The following is a 19,788-nucleotide window of genomic DNA, read 5'->3' as shown; positions in this document are numbered from 1 at the left end:
AATACCGGGTAGCAAAACGTGGCCCCCCTGGCGCGCGATTATCTAGTACGTCGCGTCACAACGCATCAGGGTAGCCCAAGTATTTATGCTACGAAGAGAGGTCGACGACCGCAAACTCGCCATCAATAGGCCACTAAATTTGTAACAAGAAGGTTACAGGCCCATCGTTGGTCAAGCTTACCTGCATATCGGCACCGAATTGCCCCACCTGAACCTGCCCGTGCGCTTTTTTTGCAGCCTCGACCAGGTGGTCGAAAAGCGCCTGCGCCAAGGCCGGCGGCGCTGCGGTGGAGAAGCCTGCGCGCAGACCGCTGCGGGTGTCCGCCGCCAGGGTGAATTGCGACACCAGCAGCAACCCGCCGCCGATGTCCTTGAGCGACAGATTCATCTTGCCCTGCTCATCGCTGAACACCCGATAGTTGAGCAGTTTGTGCAGCAGCTTGTCGGCACTGGCGGCCGTGTCGTCCGGTTCGACGGCCACCAGTACCAGCAAGCCCTGATCGATGGCGCCTATGGTCTGCCCGGCGACCTCGACACGGGCCTGGCTGACCCGCTGCAGCAGCCCCTTCATGCCTCTTCCAGAGGCAAATCCAGCAAACGGCGCGCCATCTGTTCGGCGGCACGCACCAGCGCATCGGTGATGCCCGGCTCGGAGGCGGCGTGGCCGGCGTCGCGAATCACCTGCAGTTCGCTGTTGGGCCAGGCTTGATGCAGCGCCCAGGCGTTGTCCAGCGGACAGATCACGTCATAGCGGCCATGCACGATCACCGCCGGCAAATGGGCGATACGCGGCATGTCGCGGATCAATTGATCCGGCTCCAGGAAAGCGTTGTTGACGAAATAGTGGGTCTCGATGCGGGCAATCGACAGTGCACGTTGCGGCTCGGAGAAGCGGTCGACCACCAACGGGTTGGGTCGCAGGGTCGCGGTACGGCCTTCCCAGGTGGACCACGCCTTGGCAGCGTGCATCTGGGCGATCTGGTCGTTGCCGGTGAGGCGCTTGTGGAAGGCCTGCAACAGGTTGCCGCGCTCTTCCGGTGGAATCGGCGCGACGTAGTCCTGCCAGTAGTCGGGGAACAGGCGGCTGGCGCCGCACTGGTAGAACCATTCGATTTCCTGCGGGCGGCACAGGAAGATTCCGCGCAGGATCAGGCCATGCACGCGCTCGGGGTGCGTCTGGGCATAGGCCAGCGCCAGGGTCGAGCCCCAGGAGCCGCCGAACAGGACCCACTTGTCGATGCCCAGGTGTTCGCGAATGCGCTCCATGTCTGCCACCAGCCGCCAGGTGGTGTTGTTCTCGATGCTGGCATGGGGGGTGGAACGGCCGCAGCCGCGCTGGTCGAAGGTGACGATGCGATAGACGTTGGGATCGAAGTAGCAACGGCTCTGCGCGTCGCACCCCGAACCCGGGCCGCCGTGGATGAAGAGCACCGGCAAGCCCTGCGGCGAACCGCTCTCGTCGACATACAGCACGTGCGGCTCTTCCACGGCCAGATCATGCCTGGCGTAGGGTTTGATCTGCGGGTACAAGGTTTGCATCGTGCGCTCCGTTGGAAGTTGGGTCTCTGCCGTCGGCCATCATAAACCCGAATGACCACTCGGCGCATTCTCCCTATCCATTGCAGGGTTTCACAAGCGCTCCCCCACCAGATAGGCGCCACCGGGCACGCCTTGGTGAAGGGCAGCGCGGATGTCCCGGTACAGGTCATCGGCCTGTTGCGCGGTCAAGGACTGGGCATGGTCGCGCAGCACCACCTGCAGCACCAGGTTGTGCTGTCCACGCACGATACCCAGACGCTTGATGGTCGGGGAAGGCAATTCCTCGAACGACCAGCAGCCCCGTATGTGCAGCTCTTCGATCCAGCCGGCGCGATAGCCGGCCACCTGCAGGACATGCTCCGTGATGTCCTCGATACCCAATCCCGGTTCCACCGCCAGCGACAGGTCACGGCTGATGGCAGGCTGGCGATACAGCGGTTGCCAGGCCTTGAGGTCGCCCATCTGCGCCTGGACCTGAGGATGGCCGTCACGCAGCAGACGAATGTCCGGAACGCCCTTGCGCAGCATCGCCAGGCGATCCAGCCCCAGGCGCAGCACCAGACCGCCATGGGCCTGGGGATCGACGTCCAGGCGTTGCAGGAACGCCGGGCAGATGCAACCGCAAGCCAGAATGTCCACCGGCGCCTGGCGGGTGACCAGGCTGACATTGAGGCCATCGCGGGTAAAACCACAGACGCCCGAGCTGTGCGCCCACATGCGTCCCGGCACGGCGATGTCCAGCACGTCGCCTACCAGCCGCAGCAGCTCCTGACGATTGCCCAGCGCGGCGTCGCCCACTACCCAGATGTCCATCTGGTGCGGTTCGGCGCAGTGCCAGCGATCGCGGATGTCGCGACGGAAGGTGATGCCGGGCGCGGCGAGCATGATGGTTTCGCCCGGCGCGCGACGCCCCGCCGCCGCCTGCAGGCCGGTGATGACCGCGCTGCTGGTCTGGGTCCGCAGCAGCAATTCATCATCGACCCAACAGCTGTGAGTGCTGACTTCATCCATCACTTGGGGATCGTCACCGCACAGCTGAAAGTTTTCCACTGCGGAGATGATCCGCGGTCCCTTGTGCACTTCGGCCAGGGGCCAGCCTTGGCGCACCAGACCCGCGAGCAGATCCCTGACCAGCAGGCGTACCGCGTGGGGCGGTTCGCAGGCATCGGTCAAGTCGGCAATGCGCAACGCCTTGTGGATGGCTTCATGGCTGAGGTAGTGCTTGGTGACGGGCATGCAGGCATTCCTTGTTCCTGAACGGATGCCTGCACGCTAGGCAGGGTACTGCGGGACAACAATCGGAAGTTTCTGAAAGAGGCACTTTTCAGAAACTTCCGACAGAAATGTCTGGCAGCGATGTCGGCAGACGCGTTCCAGACCCCACCACCGGTTGCCTCAAACCGCAACGCTGCGACGCTGCACGAACCGGTCGACGTAATCATCAGCCGGGTTGTGCAGAATTTCCCTGGCGGTCCCAGCCTGGATCAAGCGGCCATCCTTGAGGATGGCGATCCGGTTGCCCAGGCGAATCGCCTCGTCCAGGTCGTGGGTGATGAACACGATGGTCTTGTGCAGGCGGGTCTGCAATTCCAGCAACTGATCCTGCATTTCTGCGCGGATCAACGGGTCCAGAGCGCTGAACGCTTCGTCCATGAGGATGATGTCGGTGTCCGCCGCCAGTGCCCGTGCCAGGCCCACGCGCTGGCGCATGCCGCCGGACAGCTGCTGGGGATAGGCACGCTCGTAGCCGTTGAGACCGACCGCCTCGACCCACTGCTGCGCCCGCTCCTGACACAGCGCCTTGCTCTCGCCGCGAACCTTGAGCCCATAGGCGACGTTGTCGAGCACGCTCTTGTGCGGCAACAGGCCGAAGCTCTGGAACACCATGCTGATCTTGCGACGGCGAAATTCGCGCAGCGCTGGCATGCCATAGCGCAGGATATCTTCGCCATCCACCAGAATCTGGCCACTGGAAGGGTCAACCAGTCGGTTGAAATGCCGCACCAATGTCGACTTGCCCGAACCGGACAGGCCCATGATCACGAACACCTCGCCCGCTGCGATCGACAACGACAGGTCATCGACGCCGACCACGCAACCGGTTGCGGCCAGCACCTGCTCCTTGCTTTGCCCTTGCTGGCTCAGCGCCAGCGCCTCTTTCTCGCGCTTGCCGAATACCTTGTAGACGTTGCGCACTTGGATCTTGGGTGGGTTCATCGGCCTACCTCGTGACGGGGACGACCATAGGCCTGAGTGATGCGGTCGATCACGACCGCCAGAATGACGATCGCCAGCCCTGCCTCCAGGCCCTTGCCCACGTTCAGTGTCTGAATGCCGACCAGCACGTCTTCGCCCAGGCCGCGCGCGCCGATCATCGAGGCGATCACCACCATGGACAGCGCCATCATCGTGGTCTGATTGATACCGGCCATGATGCTGGGCAGTGCCAGCGGCAGTTGCACGCCGAACAGCTGCTGCCAGCGGTTGGCGCCGAAGGCGTTGATCGCTTCCATGACCTCACGGTCCACCTGGCGAATACCCAGGTCGGTCAGGCGAATCAGCGGCGGTGCCGCGTAGATGACGGTGGCGAAGATGGCAGGCACCTTGCCCAGGCCGAACAGCATCAGCACCGGGATCAGGTACACGAAGCTGGGCATGGTCTGCATGATGTCGAGCAGCGGCATCAACACCGCACGCAGCCGGTCGCTGCGCGCGGCAAGAATGCCCAGGGGTATTGCGATTACTACGGAAATCACCGTGGCGACGAGCATCAAGGCCAGGGTCTGCATGAGCTTGTCCCACAAGCCCACGGCTCCCACCAGAAACAGCAGGCCAACGATGACCACGGTGGTCAGCCATTTGCGCGAGGCATGCCAGGCGATGCCGCCGACGATGGCCAGCATCAGCCACCAAGGCGTCATGCGCAGCAGGCTTTCCAGATTGACGATGGCCCACAGCAGCGTGTCGGAAATCTGCCGGAACACATCGCCGTAGCGGGTGACCAGCGCATCGACGCCGTCGTTGACCCAGTCGGCGATGGAGAAGGTGAAACTCTCAGGAAACATTGAGCGCTCTCGGTGCAAGGGGCTTCGTCAAAACAGCAGGCAAGGTCAAAGCGCCGCTTCGATCTTGCTGGCTGCCGCTTCACTGACCCATGGCTTCCAGACTTCCGGGTGCTCCTTGAGGAACAAGCGCGCCAGCTTGGGCGACTCGATACGCTCGCGGCTCATGCGCGCCAGGTTCTGGTTGAGCAGGTCGATGGGCAGGTTGACCTTCTCGAACACGGGAAGCAATTCCGGCGCACCTTCGTGGAAGGCTTTCGACAAGCCGACCTTGATGCTGATGGTCTTGTCCACACCGGGCTTTTCCGCCAGCTTGACCACATCGACCTGACCCAGCAGCGGGGTCGGTGACCAGTAGTAGAACAGGATCGGTTCGCCACGCTTGTAGCTCGACAGCACAGCCGCATCCAGGGCTGGCCCGGTGCCGGGGCGGAAATTGGTGTAGCTGTCCTGCAGACCGTAGCTCTTGAGCATTTCGCTGTTTTCCAGCTCGCAGGTCCAACCGGCCGGGCAGTTGTAGAAACGGCCCTTGCTCGGCTCTTCCTGGTCCCTGAACACCTTGGCGTATTTGCCCAGGTCGGCGATGGCGGCAAGGTCGGGGGCCTTGGCGTCGAGGCCGCGCTTGGCGTCGCCTTCGATCACGTAGCGCGGCACGTACCAGCCTTCCACGGCGCCGGTGATCGGTGCGCCGACCCCGACCACCTTGCCCGCCTGCTCGGCTTTGTTCCAGACTTCGCTGCGGCCGACCCATTCCTCGGCGAACACCTGGATATCGTTGCTGCCCAGGGCGCTCTCCATGGTGATCGAGTTGCCGGGCAGGCTGTCGGTCTTGCAGTCATAGCCGTGTTCGAGAACGAATTGCAGCAGGTCGGTGAGCAGCATGCCGCTCTCCCAGTTCAGGCCGGCGAATTTCACCGGCTTGCCCGATTCGCACCAGCCAGCGGCTTGGCTGCTGGTGGCACCGGCCAGCAAGCCCAGGGACAGGGTCGTTGCCAGGAGGGTCTTGTTCAGTTTCATCGGGTCCTGCTCCACATAGGCCATGGTCACGGCGATCTATGGGTGTGACCGCACGATGAGCCATTGTTCTGCGCGACGAACGGCAGATTGGCATATTTGTGCTGTGGGGAGGCCTATTTGGTGAAGCGGCCTTCCAGGCGATGGCGCGATCCGGGGTGGATCAGGCGCGCGGCGGTGACGGGTGTCTTGCCCGACCAGGTACGCCGCAGGATCAGCAGGCATGGTTCGCCACGCTCGATCTGCAGCAGCTCGCACTCGCTGGGGTTGGCCAGCATGGCTTCGACCACGTGCTCGCCGGCAGTCAAAGGTGCCACACGAGTCAGGTAGGCATAGGGGGTTTCTTCGACGAAATCCTGCTGCAGGTACTGCGGGGCGATCTGTGCGTTGACGTAACGGTCCTCGATCTGCACCGGGATGTCGTTTTCGTAGTGCACGATGATCGAATGAAACACCCGCTGGCCTTCGCGCATGTTCAGGGTCAGGGCGCGTTCGGCACCGGCCGCCTCCTCCTCCAGCAGCACCAGGCGGCTGCTGTGACGATGGCCGCGAGCGGCGATCTCGTCGGCGACGTTGTGCACCTCGAACAACGCCGACTGGCTCTTCGGCTCGGCCACGAACGTACCCACGCCCTGCATGCGCACCAGCAGGCCTTCGGCCGTCAGCTCGCGCAGGGCACGGTTGATGGTCATGCGGCTGAAGCCCAGCTGATTGACCAGCTCGCTTTCCGACGGCACCCGGTAGTGCGGTGGCCAGGTGCCGTTGAGGATCTGCACCGCGATCATCTGTTTGACGCGGGCATACAAGGGCGCCGGACTTTCGCCCATCTGGGCAGCCAGCGCAGGGACAACAGGCGGAGTCGGCACGGGAATTCCTTGATTGATTCGTAGGGCACAGCGAGCGACATTGTAACGCGACTCGCGCCTGGGCTGTAACGCCACTCGTGCCGGGCGCAAGTCGCGACAGGCCTTATTTGCCGATGTCGGCATCCGCCGCGCGCCAGATCAGGCGACTGGTGTCATAGCCCTGCTGACGTGCCTTCGCCAACATCCGCTCGCGCACTGCGGTGGACACCTGGGGAGTACGTGACAGCAGCCACAGGTACTTGCGGCTTGGACTGCCGACCAGCGCATGCTGGTAGCTGTCGTCCACGTCCAAAACCCAGTAGTCGCCTTTGGCCAGGCTTGGCGCCATCCGGGAGAACCAGTTATCGAACACTACCCACAGCTTGTCGGTCTTGCCCGGGACCTGTGGCGACGCCGTGCCCTTGGCTTCGCTCCATTCACCACTTTCGGTACGGCAACGGTTGAGCACGCCGATATTGCCATCGGTTTGCAAGGTGTAGTGGGCTTCGGACTGGGCGCAGTTGCGTTGGAAGAACATGGGCAATCTGGCCACTTCGTACCAGGTGCCCTGGTAGCGTTGCAGGTCCACGCTGTCGACGGTGCGTGGCGCCATGCTGGCGTCGGGGGCGTTGCTGCAGCCGGCGATCATCAGCGACAGGCACAAAGGTAGCAAGGCGAACTTGCGCAACGACATGGGGGCTCTCCTTGAACGGCAGACACAGGGTGTGTGCTGCTTAGAAGAGCGCAAGCGGCGCGGGTTCCAATTGCGACCCTCATGGCTTGTGGCTTGGGGGTTGTGGCCTGTGGGAGCGGGCTCTGCCCGCGAAGAGAGCAGCGCGGTATATCAGGCAGATCGAGGTGAAGCCTTCGCGGGCAGAGCCCGCTCCCACAAAAGGGGGGGCGGGAATCTGCCGGAGCGTGCTAGCCGCGCGACCTTTACTTGGTGTGGTAGCCGGTCACACGCTCGACTTCCTGCTTGGAGCCCAGGAACACCGCGACGCGCTGGTGCAGGCCTTCGGGCTTGATGTCCATGATGCGCTGGCGGCCGTCGGTCGAAGCGCCACCGGCCTGCTCCACCAGGAACGACATCGGGTTGGCTTCGTACATCAAACGCAGCTTGCCTGGCTTCTCCGGCTCGCGGCTGTCGCGTGGGTACATGAACAGGCCACCGCGGGTCAGGATACGGTGCACATCGGCGACCATCGAAGCGATCCAGCGCATGTTGTAGTTTTTCTTCAGCGGGCCTTCTTGACCGGCCAGCAACTCGTCCACGTACTGGGTCACCGGGGCTTCCCAGTGGCGCTTGTTGGACATGTTGATGGCGAATTCGGCAGTGGTTTCCGGGATCTGAATGTTTTCGTGGGTCAGCACGAAGCTGCCCATCTCGCGGTCCAGGGTGAAACCCTTCACGCCGTTGCCCAGCGTCAGGATCAGCATGGTCTGCGGGCCGTAGATGGCGTAACCGGCAGCGACCTGCTGGGTGCCAGGCTGCAGGAAGGCTTGTTCCTTGAGGCTGTCGTTCTGGCTCAGGTGCTCGGTAGGGCAGCGCAGCACCGAGAAGATGGTGCCGACCGAGACGTTGACGTCGATGTTGGAGGAGCCGTCCAAGGGGTCGAACACCAGCAGGTACGCCCCTTTGGGGTACTGGCCAGGAATCTGGTAGGCGTTATCCATTTCTTCGGACGCCATGCCGGCCAAGTGACCGCCCCATTCGTTGGCTTCGAGCAGGATGTCGTTGGACAGCACGTCCAGCTTCTTCTGCACTTCGCCTTGGACGTTTTCGGTGCCCATGCTGCCAAGCACGCCACCCAGGGCGCCCTTTGACACCGCATGGCTGATCTCTTTGCACGCGCGCGCCACCACTTCGATCAGGAAGCGCAGATCGGCCGGCGTGTTGTTGCTACGGGTCTGCTCGATCAAGTAGCGACTCAGGGTAACGCGGGACATGGACGACTCCGGAGTAGAAAAGGGGGTTGGGGAAAGCCCGCACAGTTTACACGGGTGCGGTCAAACCTAGCGAGCGCTAGCCACGCCGCGGCAGCTATCAGATGGCTATCAATGGAGATAGTTCGGTAAGGGGGTGTATCAGGTGCACCGCCGCATGCCCTTCGCGGGCAGAGCCCGCTCCCACAGTTGGCACATGTGGGAGCAGGGTGTATCAGGGGTAGCACCGCGCGTCCTTCGCGGGCAGAGCCCGCTCCCACAATTGGCACGTGTGGGAGCGAGGTGTATCAGGTGCACCGCCGCATGCCCTTCGCGGGCAGAGCCCGCTCCCACAGTTGGCAGGTGTGGGAGCAGGATGTATCAAGTGCGCCGCCGCACGTCCTTCGCGGGCAGAGCCCGCTCCCACAGTCGGCACGTGTGGGAGCGGGCTCTGCCCGCGAAGGGCACACCGCGGTTCCAGGCCTTACTCCAGCGCCTGCCAGATGTCCTGCGCATACTCGCGAATGGTCCGGTCGGACGAGAACCACCCCATGCGCGCCGTATTGAGCACGGCCATGCGCCACCACTTGTCGGCGTCGTGCCAGGTCTCCTCGACTTTGCGCTGCGCATCCCAGTACGCATCGAAATCGGCACACAGCAGGAAGCGGTCATAGCTGGTCAACGAGTCGACCAGACCGGCGTAGCGCGATGGATCGTCGGACGAAAACACACCGCCACGAATGGCCTGCAGAACGTCGTTCAAACGATGAGAAGCAGCGACATCACCATGGGCGCTGAAGCCCCCGGCATGTTTGCGCTCTTCGACTTGGGCAGCAGTCATGCCGAAGATGAACATGTTCTCCTTGCCCAGGAAGTCGCACATTTCCACGTTGGCGCCGTCCAGCGTACCGATGGTCAACGCGCCATTGAGGCCGAACTTCATGTTGCTGGTGCCCGACGCTTCGTAGCCGGCCGTGGAAATCTGCTCGGACAGGTCGGCCGCCGGAATGATGCTTTCGGCCAGGCTGACGTTGTAGTTGGGCAGGAACACCACCTTGAGCAGACCGCGTACGGTCGGATCGTTGTTCACCACCCGAGCGATGTCGTTGGCCAGCTTGATGATCAGCTTGGCCTGGTGATAACTGGCCGCCGCCTTGCCGGCGAAGATCTTCACCCGGGGTACCCAGGCGGTTTCCGGCTCGGCGCGAATCGCCTGATAGAGCGCCACGGTGTGCATCAGGTTGAGCAACTGACGCTTGTACTCGTGGATACGCTTGACCTGAACGTCGAACATCGCCTCCGGATTGACCGTCACGCCGACGCGCTCATGAATGATGCGAGCCAGCGCTTTCTTGCTGTTCAGTCGCTGCGCCGCGAAGGCCTTGCGGAACTCGGGTTGCTCGGCATACGGCTCGAGGTTCTTGAGCAGCCCTTCCGGATTGTCGAGCAGTTCCGGGCCAAGCTTGTCGACCAGCATCGCGGTCAGCTCGCTGTTGGACTGATACAGCCAGCGGCGGAAGGTGATGCCGTTGGTCTTGTTGTTGATCCGATCGGGATAGAGCTTGTGCAGCTCGGAAAACACCGTGCTGCGCATCAGCTGGGTATGCAGGCCGGACACCCCGTTGACGCTGTGCGAACCGAGGAACGCCAGGTTGCCCATACGCACGCGGCGACCGTTGTCTTCCTCGATCAGCGAGACCGCGCGCAAGACATCGACATCGTGCTGGCCTTTGGCGCGCAGCGAGTCGATGTGATAGGCGTTGATCAGGTAGATGATCTGCATGTGGCGCGGCAGTACGCGCTCCATCAGGCCCACCGGCCAGGTTTCCAGTGCCTCGGGCAACAGCGTGTGGTTGGTGTAGGCCAGGGTGTTGACGGTGATTTCCCACGCGGTTTCCCACGCCAGACCATGTTCGTCCACCAACTGGCGCATCAATTCCGCCACGGCGATGGACGGGTGAGTGTCGTTGAGCTGGATCGCAGCCTTGTCGGCCAGGTTGAGCAGGCTGTCGTTGCCGTTCAGGTGACGACGCAACAAGTCGTGGAGGGAGGCTGCAACGAAGAAGTACTCCTGGCGCAGACGCAACTCCTGGCCGGCTTCGGTGCTATCGGCCGGGTACAGCACCCGCGAGATGCTCTCGGCACGGGCCACTTCGGCCACGGCGCCGAGGTGGTCGCCCGCATTGAAGCGCTCCAGGTGCAGGTCTTCCATCGCCCGCGCGCGCCACAGGCGCAGGGTATTGACGCTGGAACCACGCCAACCGACCACTGGGGTGTCGTAGGCGATCGCGCGTACGGTCTCGCTGGGCCACCAGACCTGCTTTTGCTGGCCTTCGCTGTCGGTGACGGTTTCCACATGGCCGCCGAAGCTGATCGGGTAGATCACCTCGGGACGCTCGAACTCCCAGGGGTTGCCGAAATTGAGCCAGTTTTCGGTCTGTTCCTGCTGCCAGCCATCGACGATGGCCTGGCGGAACAGACCGTGTTCGTAGCGGATGCCATAGCCGTGGGCGGCGACGCCCAGGGTCGACATGCTTTCCATGAAGCAGGCCGCCAGGCGTCCGAGGCCGCCGTTGCCCAGCGCCGCATCGGGTTCGAGCAGGCGAATGCGCTCCAGATCCACGCCCAAGTCGGTCAATGCTTCACGTGCGATGTCCAGCAGGCCGAGGTTGCTCAGGCTGTCGTAGAGCAGCCGACCAATGAGAAATTCCAGGGAGAGGTAATAGACCCGTTTCTGACCTTTGCGGTAGATCTGCCGGGTGTGATCCATCCAGTGCTCGACCATGTGGTCGCGCGCTGCGAGGGCGATGGCCTCGAACCAGTCATGGTCGAATGCGTGATCGGGGTCCTTGCCCACCGCGTAGGTGAGTTTGGCGAGTACAGCAGCGCGAAAATCGGCCACCTCGGCGTCACGGACAAGCGGTTCCTGAGACATGCAATGCGTCCTCGGGGAAATTGACGATACTGGATGGAATACCTGAGCCTAGACGCTTCGACACACACTCAATGCTCAGGTTCGTAACTTTGCACCATTCGCGGGGTTTCGGGCAGAAGGTTGTTCACTTTTTCACCAATGCCGGTATGATCGCGCGCCCTGATCCATCTTGCCTGATGACCTGACGATGAAAAGCTCTTTGATTGCCGCCGCCGAAGTGGACCGCCTGGACACCTGGCAGAAATATTCTGCGCCGATGTGCGGCGCTTGTATCTCGACCTGCTGCACGCTGCCGGTGGAAGTGAAGATCAAGGACCTGATCCGTATCGGTGTGGTGGACGAGTTCGAGAAAGGCGATCCGCCCAAGAATGTCGCCAAGCGGTTGCAGAAGGAAGGCATCGTCGAGCGTTTCAACCAGAAGTCGGGCATTTTCACCCTGACGCGCATGAGCAACAACGACTGCCTGTACCTGGACAAGAAAAGCCGCCTGTGCACGATCTACGAAAAGCGCCCGGACACCTGCCGCAACCACCCCAGGATCGGACCTCGCCCCGGCTACTGCGCCTACCAGCCCAAGCCGGTATCGCGCCAAGGCTGAGTCGCCACACGCCCTGAGCAGGGCCTGCCTGACCTACCCCAGTTCAATGTGAGCGCAGGGTGCCAAAGCCGGCCTCTTCGCGGGCAGAGGCCCGCTCCCACACTGAGCTGCGGTGTGTCAGGCAGACCGCCCCGCTCCCACAATGGCGGTGATCATCTGTGGGAGCGGGTCTCTGCCCGCGAAGGGGGCGCCGCCGAATGACCGCCGGTCACCGCTGCCGACTCAACCCCGCCAGCCGCGTCGACAGCGCCTGCATGCCCTGGCTCAGTTCGCTGAGACTGGACGCGTCACGCGCGCCGTCCTCACTGGCCGCGTGAATGCGCACCGCCAGCTCGGTGATCTCCTGAGTGACATGGCTCTGCTCCTGGGCCGCCACGGCGATCTGCTGGGTGCGCTGGACGATGTCGTCGAAACCCACCACCGTGCTGCCCAGCGATACGCTCAGCACACCGGCCTGCTGCGCCACGGTGCGCGTCCGGTCCTCGCCCGCCACCATGGTATCGACCGCCTTTACCGACGCCTGACGCAGCTCGCCGATCATCTGCTGAATCTCGTCGGCCGACGCCTGGGTGCGCCCGGCTAGAGTGCGCACCTCATCGGCGACCACCGCAAAGCCTCTGCCCTGCTCGCCCGCGCGAGCCGCTTCGATGGCGGCGTTGAGCGCCAGCAGGTTGGTCTGCGCGGAAATCGACTTGATCACGTCGAGCACACCGCTGACGCTCTCGATGTCCTGACCCAAGCGGGTGATGGCCTGAGCCACGCTGGCAATATCGCCGGTCAGAGAATCGATCGTCTGACTGTTCTGCTCCACATGCCCCTGACTCTCGCGCGCCGTTGACAGCGACAGCTGCGCGGTGTCGGAACACTCCGTGGTGTTGGAGGCAACCTCTTGGGCGCTGGACGACATCTCGGTGATCGCGGTGGCCAGCAAGGTATTGTCCTGGCGCTGGGTTTCCGCGCGCTCGGCCATGATCACTGACAGCCGCGCGACATCATCGGACTGCTGCTGCAAGCGCAGCGCCTCATCGGCAATCGCCTTGAGCATGTTGCGCAGGTTGCCGGCGTAGCGGTTGACCGCGCCGCGCAACTGGCCGATCTCATCGGCCCGTGCCACGTCCAGTTCTGCGCTGGTGCCACCGCCCTGCTCGCCCAATTTGTCGATCTGTGCCGTGGTTTCGTTGATCTGACTGAACACCGCGCGTCCGGCCAGCCAAGCCAGGCCAAATACCAGTGCCAGGATCGGCAGCAGGGTGGTGAGGATATCGATGGTCAACTTGCTGGCAATGCCGGTCATGTGTGCCTGGGGCGTGGCCAGGCCCACTGTCCAGCCACTGGCCGGAACCCGCGTGAGGCTGATGTAACCTGCCCCACCCAGCTGCGCATCATGATCCACCTGAAAGGTCTGCGCCTCACGCTGGCCGCTGCTGCGCCACTGGGTGACGGCCTTGAACCAGGGATAGGCGGCGAGCAGTGCCGTTTCGTCAGCAGGCGCCGGTTGCTCGCCGGTGGCCGGGAAATACAGGACCTTGCCGGACGGATCGATCGCAAAGGCATAGCCACCGGTGACCTGCCCATTGGACTTGAGGAAGTCGGCCAGGCCCGTGAGGGTCAGGTCGATAGTCGCCACGCCGGCGAAACGGCCGTCGTGGCTGTAGGGCACGGTACAGGTGGTCATCAGAATCTTGCTGACCGGGTCCTCGTAGGCATCCGACCAGGCGCAGCGACCGGGCGTGGAGGCCTTGCCCTGCAAGTACCAGTCGGCGGTGTGATAGTCATCCACAGTGCTGGCGTTGTACTCCTCCGAATACCCCAGGCTCTGGCCGCTGCGCGCCCAATAGAAACTGCGACGGGCCACGCCTGCGCTGAATGCGTCCGGCTCGGGCCACAGGCCACCGCCGGCGATGGCGGTATTGCCCTGGGAATCGATGATTGGAGCCAAGGTACCTTTCACCAGCTCGACATCCGCTGGCAGCGTCGCTCCCAGGCTCGCCAAGGCAGCGACGCGGCCTTCGATCTCGGCCAGTTCGACCGACAGTTGCCGCGCGATGGCCGTGGCCGACTGCTCGGCGCTCTTGGTGTTGGACTGGATCAGCTTGGGCTCGCCGCTGAGCACCATGACCGCATAGATGGCGGCCGCAGTTACCAGCAGGATAAACACGATGCCCAGGCTGAAGCGGGACATGATCTTGGTGGGTAGCAGGCGCATGGGCCCCCTTCGGAGGGAATCGATATTGCCTGCGCTATCGGCCTGGGGGTGGAAAACTGGAGGGCGAACGATAGAGGGCTTTGCGGTGCCAAAGCCGGCCTCTTCGCGGGCAGAGACCCGCTCCCACAGTGGCGGCGAGCCCTCCGCCCGCGAAGGCCGCACCTCGCCCTCCTTGACACACCCCAAGCTTAATGTGGGAGCGGGTCTCTGCCCGCGAAGAAGCCAGACCTGCTAGCACCCACCGCCATAAAAAAACCCCCGAACGCTTTCGCGCCGGGGGCTTTTTCGATCAGCCTGAACTACGAATCAGTTCTTGGCTTTCTTGGCAGCGCGGGTACGCTCGCCTTCGTCCAGGATCTTCTTGCGCAGACGGATCGACTTCGGCGTGACTTCGCACAGCTCGTCGTCCTGGATGAATTCCAGGGCCTGTTCCAGAGTGAAGCGAACCGGCGGAACCAGAGCGATGGTCTCGTCTTTACCCGAGGCACGCATGTTGTCCAGCTTCTTGCCTTTGGTTGGGTTGACGCCCATGTCGGTGTCACGGCTGTTCAGGCCGACGATCTGACCGTTGTAGATCTCCTGACCGTGCTCGACGAACAGCTTGCCGCGCGCCTGCAGGGTTTCCAGGGAGTAGGTCAGCGCCTTACCGGTTTCGACCGAAACCAGTACGCCGTTCTGACGGCCGGACATGTGGCCCGACTTCATCGGAGCGTAGCGATCAAAGATCGAGGTCAGGATGCCAGCACCGTTGGTCAGGGTCAGGAACTGGTTACGGAAACCGATCAGACCACGAGCAGGGATGTTGTATTCCAGACGAACACGGCCCTTGCCATCCGGCACCATGTTGGTCAGGTCGCCTTTACGCAGACCCATTTCTTCCATGACCTTGCCCTGGGATTCTTCAGGGGTGTCGATGGTGACGTTCTCGAACGGTTCCTGCTTCTCGCCGTCAACCTGGCGGATGATCACTTCCGGACGACCAACACCCATTTCGAAGCCTTCGCGACGCATGGTTTCGATCAGTACCGAGAGGTGCAGCTCACCACGGCCGGAGACCTTGAACTTGTCGGCCGAGTCGCCTTCTTCAACGCGCAGAGCCACGTTGTAGAGCAGTTCCTTGTCCAGACGGTCCTTGATGTTACGGCTGGTGACGAACTTGCCTTCCTTACCGCAGAACGGCGAGTCGTTGACCTGGAAGGTCATCGAAACGGTCGGCTCGTCGACGGTCAGTGGCTTCATCGCCTCGACGGTGTCCGGGTGGCACAGGGTGTCGGAGATGAACAGCGAGTCCATACCGCTGATGCAGACGATGTCGCCAGCAGCGGCTTCTTCGACGTCCACACGGTGCAGACCGTGGTGACCCATCAGCTTGAGGATACGGCCGTTGCGCTTCTTGCCGTCGGCACTGATGGCCACAACCGGGGTGTTCGGCTTGACCGAACCACGGGCGATACGGCCAACACCGATGACGCCCAGGAAGCTGTTGTAGTCCAGAGCGGAAATCTGCATCTGGAATGGACCTTCACGGTCCACGGCTGGCGCTGGAACGTTGTCGACGATCGACTGGTACAGCGGGGTCATGTCTTCGGCCATGTCGTTGTGGTCCAGACCGGCGATGCCGTTCAGGGCCGAGGCGTAGACGACTTTGAAGTCCAGCTGTTCTTCGGTGGCACCCAGGTTGTCGAACAGATCGAAGATCTGGTCCAGAACCCAATCAGGACGCGCGCCCGGACGGTCGACCTTGTTGATGCAGACGATCGGACGCAGGCCGGCTTCGAACGCCTTCTTGGTCACGAAACGGGTTTGCGGCATAGGGCCGTCCTGGGCATCGACCAGGAGCAGCACGGAGTCGACCATCGACATCACGCGCTCTACTTCACCACCGAAGTCGGCGTGGCCCGGGGTGTCCACGATATTGATGTGGTAGCCGTTCCAGTTGATGGCGGTGTTTTTCGCCAGAATGGTAATGCCGCGCTCTTTTTCCTGGTCGTTGGAGTCCATCACGCGCTCGTCGTTGAGCTCGTTGCGCTCCAGAGTGCCGGACTGACGCAGGAGTTTGTCTACCAGGGTGGTTTTACCATGGTCAACGTGAGCAATGATGGCGATGTTGCGTAGATTTTCGATCACTTGTGTATCTCGATCAGAGGATTCGGTTGCCGCGCATTCTACGTGGCGAATATTAATAAACAGCGAATTCGGTCAAGCGGCGCAGTGACTCCCGCGCTACCTGCAATCGGGAGGGCGATGGCGGATGGATCCGCCATTCAACCCCGGAACTCTATGTCGGACGATAAACGCGCACATTGGCATGTCCCTCACTCAACAAATGGTGAGCATGCAGTCGGCTCATGACGCCCCTGTCGCAATACAGCAAGTACTGGCGTGTGAAGTCCAGTTCCTTGAAGCGGTTGTTCAGGGCATAAAAAGGCATTGCCTTGACCTCGATGCCGGCCAGTGACAATGGCTGGTCTTCCTGCGCATCGGGGTGGCGGATATCGATGACGACCTGTCCGGGCAGCACCTGGCTGACCTCTTCGACTTCGATATCCCGGCCCAGCTGGTCGATGACTTCATCGATGGACACCAGCTTGGCACGCTCCAGCGCTCGCTCGAGCACGGCCATGTCGAAAGACTTCTCTTCATGGACAACGCGCGGCAGTTTAGCGCTGGTGGTCGGGTTGACCGAAATCACGCCGCAATATTCTGGCATGTGTTTGGCAAAATCGGCAGTCCCAATTTCAACTGCTTGATCGATGATGTCCTGTTTATGGCTGGCCAGCAGTGGACGCAACATCAATTTGTCGGTAGCGCTGTCGATCGCCGACAGGTTGGGCAGGGTCTGACTGGAGACCTGGGAGATGGCCTCGCCGGTGACCAGCGCAGGGATCTTCAACTGGTCGGCCAGGCGCGTGGCGGCACGCAGCATCATGCGCTTGAGGATCACGCCCATGTGGCTGTTGTCGACCTTGCCGAGAATCTCGCCCAGCACTTCTTCGAACGGCACGCTGATGAACAGCACGCGTTGGGAGCTGCCGTACTTCTTCCACAGGAAGTGCGCGACTTCCATCACACCCAGTTCATGGGCGCGACCGCCCAGATTGAAGAAGCAGAAATGGGTCATCAGGCCGCGACGCATGATCTGGTAGGCCGCGACGGTGGAGTCGAAACCACCGGACATCAGAACCATGGTCTGTTCCAGAGCACCCAACGGGTAGCCGCCCAGGCCATCGTGCTGGTCATGGATGACGAACAGGCGCTGGTCACGGATTTCCAGGCGCACCACGACGTCGGGCTTTTTCAGGTCGATGCCGGCAGCGCCGCACTCACGGCGCAATTGACTGCCGACGGTGCGTTCCACGTCCATCGAGCTGAAGGCATGCTTGCCGGCACGCTTGGCGCGCACCGAAAAGATCTTCCCAGGCAGCAGCGGGCCGAAGTGCGCCTTGCACTTGGCCACGATGTCATCCATATCGCCCAGCGGGTATTCGTCCACTTGCAGGAAATGCGCGATACCTGGCGTGCAGCTCAGGCGCTCGGTCATCTCGCGCAACACCTTGGCGTCCGTCAGCTTGGTCTGGACTTCAAGGTTGTCCCACACGCCATTGACCACCAGCTGCGGGTCCAGGTCACGGAGCACCATGCGGATGTTCTTGGCGAGCTGGCGGATGAAACGCTTGCGCACCGGCGGGCTCTTGATGGTGATCTCTGGGAAGACTTTTACGATAAGTTTCATGAAAACAGCGCGCGAAATGCCAGCCTGAAAAGAGGGGCGCGGATTATAGCGGAAATTGCTCAAGGTTTGACCAGTTATCGTACGAACGGCCGAACGCACCATTCTGGACCGCTCACAAACACCCCGCACCAAACCAGCGCACCCACATTCACCACCGCCCCCTGTAGCAGCGGCGCAAGCCGCGTCCCGCCTTTATACACATCGATGCCTTAAACAAAGCATGACGCGGCTTGCGCCGCTGCTACAGGGGAATGTGCTCGAACATAGGGATCAGGCACAGCGGCATTGCGCCCATCACGGGGCACTGGCATGCAAATTGCTCCCTTGTGAGGCAGGTTGCCTTGGCCGACTATCGGGCCCGGCATCACTCATATTTGGGGCCCTCACCATAATCGGCCCTATTCCACCCCGGAGGACAACATGTCGAAGTCGGTTCAACTCATCAAAGATCATGACGTCAAGTGGATTGATCTGCGCTTCACTGATACCAAAGGCAAGCAGCAGCACGTGACCATGCCAGCGCGCGATGCACTGGACGACGACTTCTTCGAAGTCGGCAAGATGTTCGACGGCTCCTCCATCGAAGGCTGGAAAGGCATCGAAGCCTCCGACATGATCCTGCTGCCCGACGACAGCACCGCCGTGCTCGACCCGTTCACCGAAGAGCCGACCCTGATTCTGGTCTGCGACATCATCGAACCGTCGACCATGCAAGGCTACGATCGCGACCCGCGCGCCATTGCCCACCGTGCCGAGGAATACCTGAAGTCGACCGGTATCGGTGACACCGTGTTCGTCGGTCCCGAGCCTGAGTTCTTTATCTTCGACGAAGTGAAGTTCAAGTCGGACATCTCCGGCTCCATGTTCAAGATCTTCTCGGAACAGGCTTCCTGGATGACCGACCAGGACGTCGACGGCGGCAACAAGGGCCACCGTCCAGGCGTGAAAGGCGGCTACTTCCCAGTGCCACCGGTCGACCATGACCACGAAATCCGTACTGCCATGTGCAACGCACTGGAAGAGATGGGTCAGGTCGTCGAAGTTCACCACCACGAAGTGGCGACTGCCGGCCAGAACGAAATCGGCGTCAAGTTCAACACCCTGGTCGCCAAGGCCGATGAAGTGCAGACCCTGAAGTATGTCGTGCACAACGTTGCCGACGCCTACGGCCGCACCGCTACCTTCATGCCCAAGCCACTGTACGGTGACAACGGCTCGGGTATGCACGTGCACATGTCGATCTCCAAGGAAGGCAAAAACACCTTCGCTGGCGAAGGCTATGCCGGTCTGTCCGATACCGCCCTGTACTTCATCGGCGGCATCATCAAGCACGGCAAGGCACTGAACGGCTTCACCAACCCGTCGACCAACTCCTACAAGCGTCTGGTCCCAGGCTTCGAAGCACCAGTGATGCTGGCCTACTCGGCTCGCAACCGTTCCGCTTCGATCCGCATTCCTTACGTCAACAGCCCTAAGGGCCGTCGTATCGAAGCCCGCTTCCCGGATCCGGCAGCCAACCCGTACCTGGCCTTCGCGGCCCTGCTGATGGCTGGCCTGGACGGCATCCAGAACAAGATCCACCCTGGCGATGCCGCCGACAAGAACCTGTACGACCTGCCGCCTGAAGAGGCCAAGGAAATCCCGCAGGTTTGCGGCAGCCTGAAGGAAGCCCTGGAAGAGCTGGACAAGGGCCGTGCGTTCCTGACCAAGGGCGGCGTGTTCAGCGACGACTTCATCGATGCCTTCATCGCTCTGAAGAGCGAAGAAGAAATCAAGGTCCGTACCTTCGTACACCCACTGGAATACGACCTGTACTACAGCGTCTGATCCCTGTGATGTGACAGAAAGGCCACCCTCGGGTGGCCTTTTTTCGTTGCGCGGTCGCCACAGCCTCGGTGCACCCGACCTGCCATTTGCTCTATGCTGGCCTTCA

General features: G+C 62.0%; 15 protein-coding genes and 1 pseudogene. 2 read left to right on the top strand and 14 right to left on the bottom strand.

Features of this window, described 5'->3' with window-relative positions; genetic code table 11:
* Positions 1 to 133: 133 nt before the first annotated feature.
* The 10 genes from dtd to BLV18_RS01220 form a co-directional block, all read right to left on the bottom strand.
* Positions 134 to 571 carry a D-aminoacyl-tRNA deacylase gene (gene dtd, locus BLV18_RS01265; protein ID WP_090355653.1) on the bottom strand — a complete coding sequence of 146 codons (438 nt, stop codon included), beginning with the start codon at positions 569 to 571 and terminating at the stop codon, positions 134 to 136.
* Positions 568 to 1,539, bottom strand: a complete 972-nt coding sequence (gene pip / locus BLV18_RS01260; RefSeq protein ID WP_056844443.1) for a prolyl aminopeptidase — start codon at positions 1,537 to 1,539, stop codon at positions 568 to 570. Before pip ends, dtd begins: the two co-directional genes overlap by 4 nt.
* Positions 1,540 to 1,629: 90 nt before the next feature.
* Positions 1,630 to 2,775: a PheS-related mystery ligase SrmL gene (srmL, locus tag BLV18_RS01255; RefSeq protein WP_090355650.1), complete on the bottom strand. Its 1,146-nt coding sequence runs from the start codon at positions 2,773 to 2,775 to the stop codon at positions 1,630 to 1,632.
* 159 nt (positions 2,776 to 2,934) lie between these two features.
* On the bottom strand, positions 2,935 to 3,756 hold the full coding sequence (locus tag BLV18_RS01250) for a quaternary amine ABC transporter ATP-binding protein (RefSeq protein ID WP_090355648.1): 822 nt from the start codon (positions 3,754 to 3,756) through the stop codon (positions 2,935 to 2,937).
* Entirely contained in the window at positions 3,753 to 4,604 is an 852-nt protein-coding gene (locus BLV18_RS01245) for an ABC transporter permease (RefSeq protein WP_049861732.1), read from the bottom strand. Before BLV18_RS01245 ends, BLV18_RS01250 begins: the two co-directional genes overlap by 4 nt.
* Positions 4,605 to 4,649: 45 nt before the next feature.
* Complete coding sequence (locus tag BLV18_RS01240; RefSeq protein WP_090361924.1) at positions 4,650 to 5,618, bottom strand: ABC transporter substrate-binding protein; 969 nt, start codon at positions 5,616 to 5,618, stop codon at positions 4,650 to 4,652.
* 113 nt (positions 5,619 to 5,731) lie between these two features.
* Positions 5,732 to 6,442 (bottom strand): histidine utilization transcriptional repressor HutC, encoded by a 711-nt coding sequence (hutC, locus tag BLV18_RS01235; protein ID WP_177327972.1) that lies wholly within the window; start codon positions 6,440 to 6,442, stop codon positions 5,732 to 5,734.
* Positions 6,443 to 6,584: 142 nt separating this feature from the next.
* Entirely contained in the window at positions 6,585 to 7,109 is a 525-nt protein-coding gene (locus BLV18_RS01230; protein ID WP_376787048.1) for a lipocalin family protein, read from the bottom strand.
* A gap of 287 nt (positions 7,110 to 7,396) precedes the next feature.
* Entirely contained in the window at positions 7,397 to 8,407 is a 1,011-nt protein-coding gene (locus tag BLV18_RS01225) for a class 1 fructose-bisphosphatase (RefSeq protein WP_090355644.1), read from the bottom strand.
* A gap of 460 nt (positions 8,408 to 8,867) precedes the next feature.
* On the bottom strand, positions 8,868 to 11,318 hold the full coding sequence (locus BLV18_RS01220; RefSeq protein WP_049861728.1) for a glycogen/starch/alpha-glucan phosphorylase: 2,451 nt from the start codon (positions 11,316 to 11,318) through the stop codon (positions 8,868 to 8,870).
* Positions 11,319 to 11,505: 187 nt separating this feature from the next.
* On the opposite strand from BLV18_RS01220, the gene BLV18_RS01215 reads away from it, so the two are divergent.
* Positions 11,506 to 11,916 (top strand): YkgJ family cysteine cluster protein, encoded by a 411-nt coding sequence (locus tag BLV18_RS01215; protein WP_090355641.1) that lies wholly within the window; start codon positions 11,506 to 11,508, stop codon positions 11,914 to 11,916.
* A 208-nt stretch (positions 11,917 to 12,124) separates the two neighbouring features.
* On the opposite strand, the gene BLV18_RS22655 is transcribed toward BLV18_RS01215, so the two are convergent.
* The 4 genes and pseudogenes from BLV18_RS22655 to thiI all read right to left on the bottom strand — a co-directional run bounded on the left by BLV18_RS22655 (position 12,125) and on the right by thiI (position 17,855).
* A complete protein-coding gene (locus BLV18_RS22655) occupies positions 12,125 to 12,823 on the bottom strand; it encodes a methyl-accepting chemotaxis protein (RefSeq protein ID WP_425272636.1) in 699 nt (232 codons plus the stop codon).
* Between the two features lie 420 nt (positions 12,824 to 13,243).
* A pseudogene (locus BLV18_RS22650) lies at positions 13,244 to 14,032 on the bottom strand (cache domain-containing protein); the annotation flags it as partial.
* A gap of 396 nt (positions 14,033 to 14,428) precedes the next feature.
* Positions 14,429 to 16,249, bottom strand: coding sequence for a translational GTPase TypA (gene typA / locus BLV18_RS01205; RefSeq protein ID WP_049861725.1), 1,821 nt, complete (start codon positions 16,247 to 16,249; stop codon positions 14,429 to 14,431).
* Positions 16,250 to 16,400: 151 nt separating this feature from the next.
* Positions 16,401 to 17,855, bottom strand: a complete 1,455-nt coding sequence (gene thiI / locus BLV18_RS01200; RefSeq protein WP_090355637.1) for a tRNA uracil 4-sulfurtransferase ThiI — start codon at positions 17,853 to 17,855, stop codon at positions 16,401 to 16,403.
* A gap of 420 nt (positions 17,856 to 18,275) precedes the next feature.
* On the opposite strand from thiI, the gene glnA reads away from it, so the two are divergent.
* The gene (gene glnA, locus BLV18_RS01195; RefSeq protein WP_049861723.1) at positions 18,276 to 19,682 is read left to right on the top strand and encodes a glutamate--ammonia ligase; all 1,407 of its coding nucleotides are present in this window, start codon (positions 18,276 to 18,278) and stop codon (positions 19,680 to 19,682) included.
* Positions 19,683 to 19,788 lie beyond the last annotated feature (106 nt).

It is taken from the genome of Pseudomonas coleopterorum, assembly GCF_900105555.1.
GTDB classification, from domain to species: Bacteria; Pseudomonadota; Gammaproteobacteria; order Pseudomonadales; family Pseudomonadaceae; genus Aquipseudomonas; species Aquipseudomonas coleopterorum.
This window is presented reverse-complemented; position numbering and strand designations above follow the sequence as displayed.